General features: G+C 46.5%; 13 protein-coding genes. 2 read left to right on the forward strand and 11 right to left on the reverse strand.

The window, feature by feature from the left end:
- From AC1RR2_RS19800 to AC1RR2_RS19840, 9 genes are all read right to left on the reverse strand, one after another.
- Positions 1 to 534 (reverse strand): FAD-binding protein (locus tag AC1RR2_RS19800; protein ID WP_493224008.1); only part of this gene is annotated, 534 nt, incomplete at its 3' end.
- A gap of 155 nt (positions 535 to 689) precedes the next feature.
- The gene (erpA, locus tag AC1RR2_RS19805) at positions 690 to 1,040 is read right to left on the reverse strand and encodes an iron-sulfur cluster insertion protein ErpA (protein ID WP_186923729.1); all 351 of its coding nucleotides are present in this window, start codon (positions 1,038 to 1,040) and stop codon (positions 690 to 692) included.
- A gap of 66 nt (positions 1,041 to 1,106) precedes the next feature.
- On the reverse strand, positions 1,107 to 1,493 hold the full coding sequence (locus tag AC1RR2_RS19810) for a bactofilin family protein (RefSeq protein ID WP_493224009.1): 387 nt from the start codon (positions 1,491 to 1,493) through the stop codon (positions 1,107 to 1,109).
- A gap of 82 nt (positions 1,494 to 1,575) precedes the next feature.
- Positions 1,576 to 2,301, reverse strand: coding sequence for a DUF6776 family protein (locus AC1RR2_RS19815; RefSeq protein WP_493224010.1), 726 nt, complete (start codon positions 2,299 to 2,301; stop codon positions 1,576 to 1,578).
- Between the two features lie 30 nt (positions 2,302 to 2,331).
- Positions 2,332 to 3,369: an N-acetyl-gamma-glutamyl-phosphate reductase gene (gene argC / locus AC1RR2_RS19820; RefSeq protein ID WP_493224011.1), complete on the reverse strand. Its 1,038-nt coding sequence runs from the start codon at positions 3,367 to 3,369 to the stop codon at positions 2,332 to 2,334.
- A gap of 227 nt (positions 3,370 to 3,596) precedes the next feature.
- Positions 3,597 to 5,123, reverse strand: coding sequence for a POT-type proton-dependent oligopeptide transporter (locus AC1RR2_RS19825; RefSeq protein WP_493224037.1), 1,527 nt, complete (start codon positions 5,121 to 5,123; stop codon positions 3,597 to 3,599).
- A 167-nt stretch (positions 5,124 to 5,290) separates the two neighbouring features.
- On the reverse strand, positions 5,291 to 8,503 hold the full coding sequence (locus AC1RR2_RS19830) for an efflux RND transporter permease subunit (RefSeq protein WP_493224012.1): 3,213 nt from the start codon (positions 8,501 to 8,503) through the stop codon (positions 5,291 to 5,293).
- Position 8,504: 1 nt separating this feature from the next.
- A complete protein-coding gene (locus AC1RR2_RS19835) occupies positions 8,505 to 9,710 on the reverse strand; it encodes an efflux RND transporter periplasmic adaptor subunit (RefSeq protein ID WP_493224013.1) in 1,206 nt (401 codons plus the stop codon).
- A gap of 375 nt (positions 9,711 to 10,085) precedes the next feature.
- Entirely contained in the window at positions 10,086 to 10,541 is a 456-nt protein-coding gene (locus AC1RR2_RS19840; protein ID WP_493224014.1) for a fasciclin domain-containing protein, read from the reverse strand.
- 532 nt (positions 10,542 to 11,073) lie between these two features.
- Between AC1RR2_RS19840 and AC1RR2_RS19845 the strand changes: the two genes are divergently transcribed.
- Complete coding sequence (locus AC1RR2_RS19845; protein WP_493224015.1) at positions 11,074 to 12,105, forward strand: Leu/Phe/Val dehydrogenase; 1,032 nt, start codon at positions 11,074 to 11,076, stop codon at positions 12,103 to 12,105.
- Between the two features lie 156 nt (positions 12,106 to 12,261).
- Here AC1RR2_RS19845 and AC1RR2_RS19850 read toward each other — a convergent pair whose 3' ends face one another.
- On the reverse strand, positions 12,262 to 12,684 hold the full coding sequence (locus tag AC1RR2_RS19850) for a type 2 periplasmic-binding domain-containing protein (RefSeq protein WP_493224016.1): 423 nt from the start codon (positions 12,682 to 12,684) through the stop codon (positions 12,262 to 12,264).
- Positions 12,685 to 12,696: 12 nt separating this feature from the next.
- Positions 12,697 to 13,965: a porin gene (locus AC1RR2_RS19855; protein ID WP_493224017.1), complete on the reverse strand. Its 1,269-nt coding sequence runs from the start codon at positions 13,963 to 13,965 to the stop codon at positions 12,697 to 12,699.
- Positions 13,966 to 14,828: 863 nt separating this feature from the next.
- On the opposite strand from AC1RR2_RS19855, the gene AC1RR2_RS19860 reads away from it, so the two are divergent.
- Positions 14,829 to 16,265, forward strand: a complete 1,437-nt coding sequence (locus tag AC1RR2_RS19860; RefSeq protein WP_493224018.1) for an MFS transporter — start codon at positions 14,829 to 14,831, stop codon at positions 16,263 to 16,265.
- Positions 16,266 to 16,469 lie beyond the last annotated feature (204 nt).

Consider the following 16,469-nt stretch of genomic DNA (forward strand, 5'->3'; position numbering starts at 1 on the left):
CAAACAAAATCGAGCTGGAACCCGCGCCGTTATGGTGTTTCTTAAGCTTTTATTGCAATTTAACCGGACACTAGTGATAGTGCATGCCAGTTGAGAAGAAGGATCTGGGGCATAGTACAAACCCGAGCTGGCTGCCGCATCTGAGATCGCCAGGTTACGCACACCGGGTTGCACCACTGCGGTTCTGGCATAGGCATCCACCTGCAAGATTTTATTTAACTTTGCGGTTGATAGAACCAGACCAAATTCGACAGGCGTTGCGCCACCTGACAAGCCAGTACCAGCACCACGGGCAACGATAGGGACTTTTAACTCACGGCAAATCGACAAAACCGCTAAGATTTGGGTTTCATTTTCAGGCAAGACCACGACGGACGCTAATTGCCTGTACGTAGTTAGAGCATCGCACTCATAAGGTCTGGTGTCTTCGGGATCTGCCAAGATACTTTGCGTTGGCAATACCTTGCGTAATGCCTTCAAGAGTTCTGGGCCAGGTGCCGATTGTCGCGCTGCAGTTTCCATTTTTTTGCTCATTACCATGCTCTTGGTATTGAGTGTAGCCTGTGCCAGTGCGCTTGTGCGCGGGAAACAAATTTTCCATAAAAAAAAGACGCCGCAGCGTCTTTTTTTGTCCAAGCAATCTATCCTGCTCTACTTATTCATAGCCCATAGAGCATAGCCTAAAAACATTAAGCAGAGAAAGAAGAACCACAACCACAAGTTGATTGTGCATTCGGATTTTTGATCACGAATTGTGCGCCTTCCAAATCATCTTTATAGTCGATCTCCGCGCCAACCAAATATTGGTAGCTCATTGCATCGACCAACAGCTGTACGCCGTTTTTGTGCATAATGGTGTCGTCTTCATTCGTGACTTCATCAAAGGTGAAGCCATATTGAAAACCTGAACAACCGCCGCCCTGTACAAAGACGCGCAATTTCAAATCTGGATTGCCTTCTTCCTCGATCAATTGTGCAACTTTTTCAGCAGCACTGTCGGTGAAGATAATGGGGGATGGCATATCAGTAACGGCGTTCATAGTAAGCTCCTACAAAAATTCAGATCAGGTCTCTATTATAGACCTTTCTTCAGATTAAAGTTTGCGCTAGTTGGAAGCAGCTAACTTTAACATGGGTTCGACTACCTGATCATGTCCCAACTTACCTGAAACCAAGGCGCCATTCATCATTTCCAAGGCTTTATATTGGACATCGCCAGAGATGCGGGCTTTACTTTGCAATTCGATTAACTCAGTAGAAATCACAGGGCCATTAATGACACCATTGACAACAATGTGCCCGGCACGTACCTCGCCATCTATGACGGCTTGCTCAGAAATCACCAAAATACTCGGTGCACCGGTTTCTGCAATCACATTACCGACGACATGCCCATCGATCCGTAAACCACCCTTAAAATGTACATCGCCCTGAATATTGGTGGTTGCGCCTATCAGGCTATCTATCGTGCTCTTATCCTTACGATTAAACATGCAAACTCCTCATTGTTTTTAAGGTTTCGACAATCAACAGTACTTCAGCACGTCCCGTCTCAGGAACTGGCTCATCGTGGCATCAAAAGCTGAGCGCTTGTTTTGCACGCAATTCACCTTTTTCCAGCACTGTCATTTGCGCAGATTTGACAATCGCGCCCTCTGGCAAAGTAAGTTGTCCTTCCAGCCTTTGATAATGCTTAAAGGATAATTTCAACTTCCCCGCGTCCCCCGATTTAGGATCAGGGAATTCCATCATAACAGGTTTACCATCTTGAACTAGTGTCAAGCTGATATGCATTTCACCCGAAAAATCACGCACTGACTTCCCCCCCTGCATAACCAAAGCACGATAACGTAACTGATTAGGTGCGACCAATTCAATTTTGGTTTTCTGCAAAGTGATGCCCTGCGGTCGATTTGCAGAAGGCATCAAACTTTCAAAAAAGGCCAAATCATCTTTGATCTTATTGTTTTCAGCAGTCAGGGTATTAATTTGATCGGTCAACTGCTTTTGTATCGACTTTTCTATGTTTTGCTGACTTTCTATGGTTGCAGCCGCCGCTTGCAATTTATCGCGTTCGGCAGTCAAACTAGCAACTTTATCTTGCAAAGCAGTCATTTGTTCAGGTGAAAACTTAGGACCAAACGCAAAACTGCGTCCCATATCATAAGTCCACATGGCAATTGCACCACCGACACCAATCACCACTGCAAACAAGGCAAATTTAATCGGCCAAGGCAAATGTTGATTGATAGTCATCTTAGACGCAGTGATGCGTCGGCGAAAAAATTTAGAGATTGGCATGGTTGGCGCTTTTAATTTACTTAGGCCAACTTATGGATTTACCGGCACATGCTGCAAGCCGGTACCTTCATCCAAACCAAACATAATATTCATACATTGCACCGCCTGACCGGAAGCGCCCTTTACCAAGTTGTCTTGCACCACCAAGATCACCAGGTGCTTGCCATTACCCGGGCGATGTACGGCAATACGCAACATATTCGAAGCACGGGTTGAACGCGTCTCTGGATGTGAGCCGAACGGCATGACATCGACAAAGGCCTCATCCTTATACGCATCTTCGAACAAAGCCTGCACAGCATCATTACTGATTTCTTGGGTTAATTGCGCGTACAAAGTCGAATGCATGCCACGTATCATAGGCACTAAGTGGGGGGTAAAAAGTAGTTCGACCTTGTCCTGCGTCAAACGCTGCAATTGTTCTATAGTCTCAGGCGTATGGCGATGACCCGCTACGCCGTAAGCTTTGAAACTGTCGCTAGATTCGGAAAACAAAATCCCTATTTCCGCTTTACGACCCGCACCTGAAACGCCCGACTTACAATCGGCGATCAAATTACCTGCATCAATCAGGCCAGCTTTCAATAGAGGCGCAAAGCCTAGTTGCATCGTCGTTGGATAGCAACCAGGATTACCGATCAAGCGTGCGTTCTTGATTTTGTCGCGATTGAGTTCTGGCAAGCCATACACGGCCTCTGACAGCAAGTCTTTGCAGCTATGTTCCATCCCATACCATTTTTCAAACTGCGCCACATCTTGCATACGGAAGTCCGCTGCCAGATCGATCACCTTCACGCCATTGGCTAAGAGTTCCGGTGCTTGCGCCATCGCTACACCGTGCGGCGTCGCGAAAAACACCACATCGCACTCATTCAAATTAGCTTTATCGGGCGAGGAAAACGCCAAATCAACACGGCCACGTAAGGAAGGATACATCTGCGCCACAGCTAAGCCATCTTCTTTACGCGAGGTAATCGCTGTCAATTGCGCCTGAGGATGTGTCGCCAAGATTCTGAGCAATTCCACACCTGTATAACCCGTTCCGCCCACGATACCGATCTTGATCATTTTTGCCGTCCTAAACGAAAACTGATGCCATTAAAAAAATATGCGTGCATTCTAGCAGCCGGAGTCACTTTCCCCAATAGAGCATGAAATCAACAGGCGCTAGACCCCAGAGCTACCGTCGAACATAAGCAAACTGTTAAGAAACTAACTGTAGCAAACCAACTTATCAAAGTTACCCCATACCGAGCGCTGGTCGCTGCTCTAGCTTTTCCTAAAGTTCAGAAGATTTATGCCTTACGATAATTATCTAACATACGATAATTACGCGCATACATCGCAAATAAACCTGCGGCACACAAACAAAATCCGGCAAAGAAAAACATCTGAAATGCCGTCACACTTAGCCCCAAGGATAGGATATAAGCGCTAACCGCCTCTCCTTTCACACTAGAATTCGCCAGTAAGACCCACAAATTACCCACCGTTACAGACAAATACCAAAAACTGGTTATCACGCCCTTCATAGAAATTGGTGCCTGACTATAAGCGAACTCCAGTCCTGTAGCCGACACCAAGACCTCGCCAAAGGTCATCAGCGCGTAAGGAATAATTTGCCATAGTATTGTTATGGGATCACCGCCATCAATCTCTAACTGCAAACCACCGACAACGATCCATGCCAAGCCGGTTGCAGCGATGCCAGCGCCCATGCGGCGTAAGGCTGTGACTTTGACGCCACCAAGTGCAAGCAATGGATAAAGTACAAAATTATTAAATGGGATCAGGATCATGACCAGCAAAGGATTCAGTGCCTGCATCATAGAAGACTCAAACCACGATGGTTTAGTCATGTGATCTGCCTGCAATACCCAGGTTGAAGCCTTTTGATCAAACAAGGACCAAAACGGCGTAATTAGAGCAAACAGCACTAGCAAACGTAAGACGTTGCGCACCCCATCAATCGCATCGTCAGGATGTATGCCACGTACACGTTCTAACTGCATCCAAGCACCAGCGCCACCGAAACCCATAACCAATACCAAGGCAGAACACAAGGCGGCGACCACGCCAATTTGTGGAATGAAAAACAAACCAGCAATCGCTAAGATAAATCCCAACAGCGTCAACCATAAACCAGGTCGACTTTCTGTGCGGCTGGCGCCTTGCGACAAAATCGCACTACGGATCACTACCAAAAAGGCATGAGGATCATTGCTCACCGGTTCTACCCGCACGTACTTCTTACGCCCCAACCAAAATACAAAGGTGGCGATAAACATCAAAATACCAGGAATACCAAATGCCACGCTAGCACCAAAATGTTTCAAGAAGATCGGCATCAACAAGGACGCGAAGAAAGAACCGAAGTTAATGATCCAGTAAAACGCGTCGAAGACCTTTTGCGCTAAGGAGCGATTAGTCTGATCAAACTGATCGCCAATAAATGAAGCAACCAAAGGTTTAATCCCACCGGAACCCAAAGCGATTAAAAACAAGCCGGTATAAAAACCCGTCATGCTGTGTTCGAACATCGCCAAGCAAGCATGTCCGGCACAATAAACCAAACTCAAGCACAAGATCGTATTGTATTTACCGAAAACCCGATCCGCCAGCCAACCACCTAGCAAAGGAAAAAAGTACACGCCAATGACGAAGGTATGAAACACATTCTTAGCTTCGCCTTTTCGTAAGTCTTCCGGTATCGACAACAACAGGCTTGTCATTAAAAACACCGTCAAGATATTACGCATGCCGTAAAAACTAAATCGCTCGCATCCTTCATTGGCGATGATGAAGGGAATTTGCCTTGGCATCTTAGGTGCGGCAACACCTAAGTCAGCGGTGGTAGGGTTGTTGAGACTCACAATATCCTCACTAGATTTCGAATGATACAAATACACAAGACAACGGCCTCTTTCGAGGCCGTCGCCGGATTACAGTTTTTTTGCTAATTGACTGCTTGATGCTTTTTCATTTCAGTTCATGAACTCTTTGGCGCTTTTGCCTGAGGCTTACCGATAATCCAAAACAGTACAAACTTCAATCCGCGATAAATCAGACGCACAAAAATCAAAGTTAATATCGCTTCGATGAAGGTCAATACAAAGGCGACAAAAGCATTCCAGCGTACCGCACGGCGACCGAATTTTGCAAACATACGGTCGCGTGCTATCTCGATACTGTCGTAGAAAGTTGGCACCACCAAGAGTGTCAATAAAGTCGAAGTAATCGTACCGCCGATAATCGCAATCGCCAATGGACGATAAAATTCACCGCCCTCGCCCATGCCAATAGCAACCGGCAACATACCAGCGATCAAAGCAAAGGTGGTCATTAAAATCGGACGCAAACGCATACGGCCTGCATACATCAAGGCATCTTCCCTATCGTAACCCTCTGCTTCTCGCTTACGTGCACAATCTAATAACAGAATCGCATTCTTGGCGACTAAGCCCATCAACATAATAATTCCGATGAAACTCATCAAGTTCAAGGTACCCTTGGTCATTAACAAAGCCAACACTACGCCGATCAAACTCAGAGGCAAGGACAACATCACTGCGCCCGGTGCGGTGAAAGAACCAAACTGCATCACCAAAATCAAATACATCAAGCCTATGCCCATCACCAACGCAATCGTCATTTCAGTGAACAATTCATTTTGGTTTTTTGCAGAACCGTCCAATTGAATCCCGAATCCCGCTGGGAAATTAATCGCTTTAGCAATCTTTAATGCTTCCGTCGTGACTTCGCCTGGCGAACGTCCTTGTACATTCGCAGACACAGAAATCATGCGTTTGCCGTCGGAGTGTTCAATACGCGCTGGGCCCTTACCCATGCTAATCGTCGCGATTTGTTCCAAAGGCACCATTTTGTCGGTGCCCGTCACAGCGATAGGCAGGGTTTCGATATTGTCGGCACTGACTCTGTCCTCAGGATGCAAGCGCACAGAAACATCGCGCGTTTCGCCAGTTGGATCAACCCAGTCACCTACCTCTACCCCTGCAAATGCCACACGCAAAGCCTGCGCTGCATCATTAGAAGAAATACCCAGAGAATTGGCCAAACCACGATTCAACTCAATTTGCAATTCGTCTTTAGGATCTTGTTCCGATAAACCGACATCGACAGCACCCGGCACCTTGCGCAATTTCTCCATAAAGTCACTGGTGATCTCCATCAATTTACGTGAATCCTCACCAGAGAATTTGATCTGAACAGGCTTACCACCACCGTTATTCAAATCATCTTGCACCACATATTCTGCCCCTACCAATGTCGCGACTTTTTCACGCAAGCTCACCGCGATTTGCGCTGCAGAGCGATTACGTTCCGTGCTCTTGCCGATATCGACATAGACACGACCACCAGTAATATTCACACTGCTATTGGTCGCCACAGTCTCCTTCAAAGTACGCGCCAACTCAGCAGCCTTCTCAACTTTCAAACGTGAATACTCCAAGCTAGAACTAGACGGTGTGCGAACATTAATCATTAGCGTTCCACTGTCGGACGCAGGTAAAAAGCTGGTTCCGCCAAATTTGGCGTGCAAGACAATCGCCAATACAAAACTCATTAGCGCAATGACGGCCATCCAACGTCTGTGATGCAAAGCCCAAGCGATCACATTGCCATAACCTTCTGCTTTACTATCGAACCATTTGTTAAAGCGTTCTAATGTCAGACTCAAACCGGTTTTAGGTTGTAGATGATGCCCAATTGGATCGCCCCAGAATGCAGATAGCATAGGATCGAGCGTAAAAGAAATAAACAAACTCACCATCACCGACGACGTCACTGTCAAAGCAAATGGGCGGAACCATTCACCTGATACGCCTGGCATAAACGCCACCGGAATAAACACCGCCATAATCGAGAAAGTAGTTGCCGCTACCGCCAGGCCGATCTCAGCAGTACCATTCAAAGCCGCTGTGCGACGATCAGAGCCGTTTTCCATATGACGCACGATATTTTCCCGCACCACAATCGCATCATCAATCAAGACACCGATTGCTAAGGAAAGTCCGAGCAAGGTCATGAAATTCAAAGTAAATCCGCACAACCACACCGCGATAAATGCCGCGATGACTGAGGTCGGCAAACTCAGTGCAGTAATTAAAGTCGAGCGCCAGGAATTCAAAAATACGTACACCACAAAAATCGTTAATACCGCACCGAACAACAAGGATTCGATGACGTTATTCAGATTTTTTTGGGCATTTTTACCGCCATCTTGCGTGATCTCTAACTTAGTACCCTCTGGCAGGGTTTTATTCACTTCGTCAACCATCTGACGAATTCTGTTGGCGACGGATACGGTACTGGCATCACGTGACTTCATGACCATGATACCGACGTTGGGATTACCGTTCCGTACGCTGAAACCGCCGATTTCGGCAAAACCATCTTGTATCGTCGCTACTTGCGCCAGACGCACGACTTCATTGCCACGACGTTTGACCACGATTTGTTCAAACTCGGCCGGCGACTCTAAACGGCCGACCAGACGTATGCTTTTCTCTTCCATCGTGCCGCGCACCTTCCCGACTGGTGCTGTTGAGTTTTGCGTGCGTAATGCGGACACCACTTCAGAAACAGAAACATTAAATTCACGCAGCTTTTGCGCACGCAATAGGACACTCAGTTCACGTTTCAGAGAGCCATTCACGGTCACAACCGCGACGCCATCGACACCACGGAAGCGATCCGATAAATCATCTTCGGCTAAACGCGAAATCTCAGCATGTGTCTTGGTCTTGGACGACAAGGCCATCTGCATAATCGGTTGATCGTTAGGATCGCGTCTTTCGATAATAGGCTCGCGCATTTCATTCGGCAATTTATAGCGCACCGAAGCAATCGCATTGCGCACATCGTCTGAGGCTTCGATCATATTGCGATCGAAGTTGAAGATCAGCGTGAAATAAGCACTACCCTCATTGGCAGAAGAGCGTAATTGTGTGACACCAGAAATACTTTGCAGTGATTTCTCGATACGATTAACAATTTCGCGTTCCACACTTTCCGGTGACGCTCCCGGATAAGGGACATACACGCCTAGCACCGGTTCTTGTACGTTAGGAATTTCATTAACGCGCAATTTTTTCAAGGCCAATAAGCCCAGACACATCAGCGCGATAATAATAACGATCGTCGCAATCGGTCTTTTAATACTAAAGTCAGATAGAAACATATTATTTTCCTGCTACGGTTGCGGAAGCGGATGTTGAGGAGGCGGTAGCTGAGGCAGGGGCACTGGCGGCAGGTGCCACATTCTGGATCGCCGGATTAACACCAGCAGATGCCGCCATCTCTACTTTCAAACCATCTTTGAACGTAGACAAAGGTTGGCGCAAAACTTTATCGCCTGCTTTCAAACCAGACAAAATTGCATAGTCACCACGGCGTACATCGCGTTCACCTAAAGCGATCACTTGTTTTTTCAATACACCACCCTGTATCGCCCACACATAAGTCTTGTCACCATCACGTGCTATCGCAGAATTAATGATGGTCAACACTTGTGTGGTCGCCGCTTCAATACGACCTTCTGCATACAGACCAGAGACACGCGGTTGATCTTTACCTATGAAGTCCACCAAAACTTCTACTTGGCGAGTAGTCGCATTGGCTGCCGGATCGACACGACGCACTTTGCCGACAAATTGCTGATCATAGCCATTGATACGGAAGCTCACCGCCTGCCCCGCTTTCACCGCCGTCACCATATCGGTGGAAATCAAACCCTGAAAACGCAGACTGGCGGGATCAATCACTTTCATAATTTCTTTACCGACTTGCGCGGTATCACCGTTGGACACTTTGCGCTCACTGACGATGCCATCAAATGGCGCCCGGATCTCGGTGCGTTGTAATTGCTGGCGCGCTGCTACCGCTCGCGCTTTCGCTGCCACCAATTCACTCTGTGCATTATTGCGGCGAATCTCAGCATCTTCCAAAGCTTGCATGGAAGTCATGCCGGAAGCACGTAGGGTTTTTAAACGCTCTAACTGACGTTCAGCCTGATCTAAAGTTTGCTGCGCAGCGCGCGCGCCCTGATCGGCAGAGGCTAATTGATCTCGGAATGAAGTGTCATCCAAACGCACTAACAAATCGCCGCGTCTTACCACCTCGCCGTTTTCTTTTAAAACTTGCATGACGATGGCAGACACTTCAGCGCGCAAATCGGCTTTACGTTCTGGCTGTATAGAACCGGTAATCACGGGACCCGATGCCAAAGCACTATTTTGAATCACGACATAATCTTCGTTCGTCACTTGCAAGGTGCGTTCAAGCGTTGCACTCGCATTTTTTTCTGATGACTTGCCATCTTTGCCGCTCTGGCTGCAAGCCATTAAGCTCAGGCATAAAGCAAGAATCAGTAGACTTGGTCGCAACATGGTAAAACCTCCGTAAGTAGAATCGATCTTTGAACCCGTTACCATACGTAAAGTTCAATACTTTGTCACTAAAACATAGCAAACTAAAATAAAAAACGTTCATGCCCGGGTAGAAATTAGTCGTCAGATGCAAGGCTATGAGTTACATCGCAATGGGCCGCCAGAGCAAAGTGATATCGTCATGATAAGTCTCTTAATATCACTCCACATAAAGACAAAAGCGATCGTCAGAACATCAACGATCGCTTTTGCAAAGCTAAGAAAATAAGCAGCAAATGGGCAGCGCATTTCTTTTAAGATTGTGAACCAAAACCACAGGTTCTGGGTTTCGCCAGACTTGACTACAACAAGCTTACCCAAACCAAGTAATCCAATTTATTTAGGAATAATTACTGTATCGATCACGTGAATTACGCCATTGTCAGCAAGGATGTCCGTCGCAGTCACGTTAGCATTGTCAACTTTGACGCCGCCCGCGGTACTGACTGTCAATGAAGCGCCCTGCACCGTTTTAACTTTGCCCGCTTTCACCTCTGCCGCCATGACTTTGCCCGCCACCACATGATACGTTAAAACGGCTGTCAATTTTGCTTTGTCTTTCAGCAAAGCCTCAAGATCCGCTTTAGGAATTTTCGCAAACGCAGCATCTGTAGGTGCAAACACGGTGAACGGGCCTTTGCCTTTTAAAGTATCAATCAGACCGGCAGCTTTTAATGCGGTTGCCAAAGTCGTGAACTTGCCCGCGCCTACGGCGGTATCAACGATATCACTTGCGTGTGCAGAGAAAGTAGCGGCAAAGCTCAAAATTGAAGCAAGAATAATGCGTTTCATGGAAAACCTCTTCGATTAGTAGGATTAAAATTAAATTAATTAAAAATAAATAAAATTCGTTTGCATCAAAAGCGAATATTTTTCAAAAACATCACGAAACTCGCTTGATTTGCGCTGACCACTTAATCAGCGCAGACGAAGTATATACTCATTCGTAAAAATGTATACTGATTGGTAGATTTAAATACTGATTAGTATCGGTTCAATTTGTCTCAGGTGTACAAATCTCTTTTGATATTTTTCAAGTCACATTTTTTATAAAAAAATAGATAGCGGGATCTTGCCAGCGATAAATCAGACTTAAGCCTTCCAACCAATCAAATGACTTTCGAACTTGAGTTTATAGGGGCGACGCCGTATACTTCTGCGCGCGTGACACAATCACCGTTTTTTTATCGGCTACCCGCCTGATAAAAGCCTTAGTAGCAAAAATTTACTGACCGTTTTTCTCTTTCATCCACTCATTTTCTGCGGTACTGGAGCGAACTGGCGCATCTGCCAAACAGCACCTCATCCGCGCGGAGCCATAAGCATGACCGCCTTTGTATTCAACGAAGTCAATTTCGACCATCACGAACAAGTAGTTTTCGCCTCTGAACCCAAATCTGGCTTACGCGCCATTATCGCGGTTCATAACACTAATTTAGGTCCTGCCATGGGCGGTTGCCGTATGTGGAACTACGCCACAGAAGCAGAAGCAGTACGCGACGTTTTGCGCCTGTCACGCGGCATGACCTACAAAAACGCCGTAGCCGGCCTGCCTATAGGCGGCGGTAAAAGCGTTATCATCGCCAATCCAAAAACCGATAAAACTCCGGCTTTATTTGAAGCATTAGGTGAAGCCTTAGAACGCCTCGGTGGTCGCTACATCACCGCAGAAGACGTCGGCACTAGCCCTGCAGACATGGCGAACGTCGCCAGCAAAACCAAATACGTAGCAGGTCTCGGTGATCGTGGCGATCCTTCCCCATACACAGCATTAGGCTGCTTCGTCGGCGCCCAAGCTGCGGTCAAACATCATTTCAAACGAGACAGTTTCGACGGTCTGACTGTTGCCCTGCAAGGCCTGGGTCACGTTGGCTACGACTATGCACGTCGCCTGCATGAAGCCGGCGCAAAACTGGTGGTTGCCGATATCGATCAAAATTCCTTGAAGCGCGCTCAGGAAGAATTCGGCGCGACCATAGTTGATGTCAATGCGATTTACGATGTTGAAGCTGACATCTACGCACCATGCGCACTCGGTGCAACTTTGAACCCAGACACGATGAATCGTCTGAAAGTGAAAATCGTTGCTGGCGGTGCCAACAATCAATTAGCCACACCAGAAATCGGTGAAGTATGCCGTCAAAAAGGTATCTTGTACGCACCAGACTTCGTCATCAATGCAGGCGGCATCATCAAAGTTTGCTACGAATACATGAACACACCAGAAGATGGCATGGACGCCCATGTACGTCGTATCGGTGAGACTTTATCTGAAGTATTTGCTCGTGCTGATGCGGAAGGCGTACCAACCAGCGTGATTGCAGATCGCTTGGCGGAAGAACGTTTTAAGAAATAATCAGCAAATCTCAAAAGCATTTTTGTAGCGAGATCTACGCAGCTAATAAGTCTCGTAGCAAACAAAAAAACCGAAACGTGTTGAGCGTTTCGGTTTTTTTATGCGTGCTTACTTCTGGTCGCTTATTTCTAATTGATACTACTTAGCGATATTCAACTACTGACTCGTCAACACCACCTTCACACTGGCATTCACTGCACTCTTTTCTATGATACCAATGCAGTTAGGATTCGCTGCGATGAGTTTGACGATTTCTGCTGAATCAGCGACTTCACGTGGCGCACTGCCTTTGCCGCTAAACACCAGGCGTGACCAGATAGCTTTCGCCTGAGCCTCATTTTTGCCTAGAATCTTTTCAAAAAATTCAGTGCGAACCGCACCGCTCGCAAGCAATAATGGCAGAGCCTGACCACCGCCAGGAAACTCTTTGCTATTTCCCAAATAGATATCAGCCACCTGATCTTTGCTTAAAGTGCCTACCGAACTTTTTGCCGACACCACAATCACATGTTCCGCCTGAGCGATCTGAAATGAGGTGATCAACGCCAGGCCCAAAATTGTTTTAGTAATTAGTTTCATGTCAGGCCTCGCTTAGAATACAAAGTCAAGATTGAGCGTAAACATCGATACGCGACCGTCGAAACCATTTGGTTTACCCAACATCGATGTGGGGTATTGCACAAAACTGGAAGCGCCAATTTCTGGCGAATCCATTTTTATTCGCTCAAGCTGCGCTTTCAATGCTAAGTTTTTCGCAAAGTCCCAACGCACACCGATGGTCACCACATCTCTATCGCCTTTACCCACGCCAATATAAGAGGCATTCAGATAATTGAGTTGTGTTTTAAACGCCGCTGGTGCAGCAGCTCCCGCTAATAAGCCTGGACTCGATTCATCCGTGTTGTAGCGACCTGCACCGATGTAGGGTGTAAAGTCGCCGTAGCGATAAGCACCGAGCACATCCCATGCAGAGACCGAACTAATCACGATTGAAGACGACTTACGCTTAGTCCATTCAGTTTGCGCAATCCACACGCCGTCATCATAAGAGAGCCCCAATGTTGAGATATTCGCGGTGATACCAGTCAACGGTGCAATCGCTGGAATGACGGTGCTGCAATTGCTACACACCACGCTCGGCAATGCCACCAAAGATTTAATCGTTGCGGCCACGCTAGGGGCCGTCAACGACGCACTATATTTAGAGTAACCGCCACGAATCGCCCATGAGCCATCGGACCATTTTAGTGACAGACCTTTTACTCTATCTAAATCAACTTCGCCGAGCGCGACACTGACGTTTGCTTTGCCAAAAAACCCCTCGACCTGCATCATGCCAGTGCCGATTTTTTTCTCCCAACGGGCGGTCGCGCCATCTTGAAAGGAAATAGGATTCACCTGATACACTTCAGACTGTGGCCGCACTGTGGTCTGGGCGTAGGCCAGATTACGGTAATCAGACATCAAATAAATTGGTGCGACGGTACGTCCCACTTTGACATCAAATTCTGAGGTCACTGGATATGACACATAAGCCCATTCGACCGTGGGCTTACTACTACTTTTAATATCTTTCTTCGAAATCAGTTGCAACACCGCTTTTAATTTTCCGTGAGGATTCAAGGTCGCCTGAATTGAGGCTTGGGTGTCACCATCAAATCGCCAGTCATTGAGCGAATAAGTACTTTGCTTGGTATCCACGCGCACACCGGCCGCCGTGCTATTGCCTTTGTAAGTACCGACCGTACCGAAACCATCAATCTTGAGCCAATCAGCTAAATCATCGGCCTGTGCCAAGGGCACTAAGCCCACACTGGCAACGCTAGCGAATACCAAGGGGAAAATGTAATGCGCTTTCATATTGCTTTCCTTTATTATTAAAAACCAATTTGATGAAACTCGAAGGAAGTAAAAACAAAACTGAGAACGAACATTGAAACCGGAGAAAATTTGATGCGAAGGCGGATGAAGAATCTGAAACAGAAATCAAGACGACATGAATCTGAAAACAAGAACGCTCAATAAGTATGCTCAATAAAGAGACAGATTTACAAAATGTGAAAGTGGCGTAAATTCATACTAGCAACATTAGGAAATTCGTCAAAGATATTTCCAATTAAAAACTATTTTGCTCAATTTTTACAACATTTCAGTTATTTTTAGGCAAGTGTAATTTAAATCCAACGAGACATAGAGAGGCTTTCAGACTATCCACGGCGCTTGCCTCCGTACTTTCCTGCCTTACATTCTTGCCCCATCCCGTGCATAACTTCTTGATGCATCGCAAACTTTTCTGATGCTTGTTCCTTAGTTGTCTCATTTCAACACGCAGCTCTACCCACTCTCGACGCGTTTTGCGCTCCTCACTTTAGTGCTAACTCAGTCTTTAAAGGCTATTTCAAATTTATACACATATCGTCAACAAAATTGGTGGCTAGAGTGCGCATCATTTGCAGCAGATTATTCAAGCTCCGTTTAGTAAAGCGAATAAACAACATGAAATAAAGAGCGTTTAAATGTACAAATAAGTAGCAGTCGGTATACCATCACATGCCCGCTTTTTATACGAGAGACCTCTGCACAAACCAATGCGAGACCGAAGCGGCAGCGCGGTAATTTTGCTGCGGTAGATACTTCATGAACGATATTGCAAAATAGAGAGATGAACGTCGAGCCGTACTTGATTGCAGCACTAACTAAAAACCTAAAACCTAGATAATAAAATGACGACTAAACAAGCTCATACCCAGTGGGCACAATTTATCCCACTGGTCACCGTGTTCTTTTTTTGGGGATTTGTTGCAGCCAGCAACGACATTTTGATTCCCGTTTTTAAGCAAGCTTTCCACTTAAGCCAGACTCAAAGTCAATTTGTGTCGCTGGCATTTTATGTCGCTTATACCGTGGGATCTTTGCTGTACTTAGGCGCGTCTTCCATACTCAAAGAAGACTTGATCAATCGTATCGGCTATAAAAACGGTTTAGCACTGGGTCTCGGCATCTCCGCACTTGGGACACTCTTGTTTTATCCTGCGGCAAATAGTGGTTCGTTCGAACTCATGTTGTCTGGCTTGTTTGTAGTTGGCCTGGGATTTTCGCTACAACAAACGGCTGCAAACCCTTTGGCAATCGCCTTGGGCTCGCAAGAGACTGGCTCGCAGCGTCTGACTTTAGCCGGTGGCGTGAATAATTTTGGTACCACTATTGGCCCTTTGATTGTTAGTTTTGCGATCTTTGGTTCTCCTTCTGCCACCAATACCGAGGTCAGCATAGAAAGTGTCAAAATTCCCTATCTGGTATTGGGTGCCGCCTTCTTAATCGTGGCAGTATTCTTAAAATTCTCGTCTATCCCTGATCGCCCGGCGGTGCCAGAAGCACATCTGAGTGAAGACCCGAATGCGCAAACTTCCGCTTTGCAATTCCCGCAATTAGTCTTGGGTATGCTGGCGATTTTCTTGTATGTTGGTGTCGAAGTCTCCACCGCCAGCAATCTGCCAGCCTACATGGAATCCAAACTCGGTTATATGACGAAAGACATCGCGCCTTTCATTTCCCTGTACTGGGCGAGCTTGATGATAGGTCGCTGGACTGGCGCAGTAGAAGCGTTCAATTTTAATGCGGGTACCGCGAAAATCGCAAAATTCCTGGCACCGTACCTGGCCTTCTCTGTATTTTTATTAGTCAATGCTATCGCTAAGCATGAACTGAATCATTTCTATGTTTATGGTGCGATCGTCTTGGTATTGATCGCTGCTGATATCGCAAGTCAAGGCAATCCGGCCAAGATGTTGGGCTTATTCTCTCTCTTAGGCATCGTCGGTTTGGCCATAGGCATGACGACGACGGGCATGATCAGCATTTATGCTTTCACCAGCATAGGTTTGTTTTGCAGCACCTTGTGGCCGTGTATCTTCGCTTTGGCAATCAGTGGTTTGGGTAAACACACAGGTCAAGGCAGTAACTATCTGATCATGATGATCATGGGTGGCGGCATCGTTAGTTGGGCACAAGGTGCAGTCGCCGATCAAATTGGCATACAAATGAGCTATATCGTCGGCGTCCTGTGCTTCGCTTATCTGGCGTTTTATGCCTGGAAGGTGACACAAATACTCGCCAAACAAGGCATTACTTTAGACAAAGCTAAATCGGTGGTGCACTAATAGAATCAATCTAGCGCCCCAATCTGGCAATTGCCATTGGCGGCGCTAAATGAAACAAGGCTACATCGCTCGCGCGCTGTAGCCTTTTTTATTCACTGTTGTTTTGCAAACCCCATTTGTTTACTAAACTCGATAAACTAGTTCTCAAATACAGCAAATTATTGAAGCAAAAAATTGGCTGCTGTATCGTCTTTATTATTCCTG

The sequence above is a fragment of the Undibacterium sp. GW821-FHT11H02 genome (genome assembly GCF_058808015.1).

Excerpts from the sequence above, each read along its gene's own strand:
- AC1RR2_RS19835 (WP_493224013.1), bottom strand. The coding sequence starts at position 9,710 with ATGTTGCGACCAAGTCTACTGATTCTTGCTTTATGCCTGAGCTTAATG.
- AC1RR2_RS19825 (WP_493224037.1), bottom strand. The coding sequence starts at position 5,123 with ATGCCAAGGCAAATTCCCTTCATCATCGCCAATGAAGGATGCGAGCGA.
- erpA (WP_186923729.1), bottom strand. The coding sequence starts at position 1,040 with ATGAACGCCGTTACTGATATGCCATCCCCCATTATCTTCACCGACAGT.
- AC1RR2_RS19815 (WP_493224010.1), bottom strand. The coding sequence starts at position 2,301 with ATGCCAATCTCTAAATTTTTTCGCCGACGCATCACTGCGTCTAAGATG.
- AC1RR2_RS19855 (WP_493224017.1), bottom strand. The coding sequence starts at position 13,965 with ATGAAAGCGCATTACATTTTCCCCTTGGTATTCGCTAGCGTTGCCAGT.
- argC (WP_493224011.1), bottom strand. The coding sequence starts at position 3,369 with ATGATCAAGATCGGTATCGTGGGCGGAACGGGTTATACAGGTGTGGAA.
- AC1RR2_RS19830 (WP_493224012.1), bottom strand. The coding sequence starts at position 8,503 with ATGTTTCTATCTGACTTTAGTATTAAAAGACCGATTGCGACGATCGTT.
- AC1RR2_RS19810 (WP_493224009.1), bottom strand. The coding sequence starts at position 1,493 with ATGTTTAATCGTAAGGATAAGAGCACGATAGATAGCCTGATAGGCGCA.
- AC1RR2_RS19860 (WP_493224018.1), top strand. The coding sequence starts at position 14,829 with ATGACGACTAAACAAGCTCATACCCAGTGGGCACAATTTATCCCACTG.
- AC1RR2_RS19845 (WP_493224015.1), top strand. The coding sequence starts at position 11,074 with ATGACCGCCTTTGTATTCAACGAAGTCAATTTCGACCATCACGAACAA.
- AC1RR2_RS19850 (WP_493224016.1), bottom strand. The coding sequence starts at position 12,684 with ATGAAACTAATTACTAAAACAATTTTGGGCCTGGCGTTGATCACCTCA.
- AC1RR2_RS19840 (WP_493224014.1), bottom strand. The coding sequence starts at position 10,541 with ATGAAACGCATTATTCTTGCTTCAATTTTGAGCTTTGCCGCTACTTTC.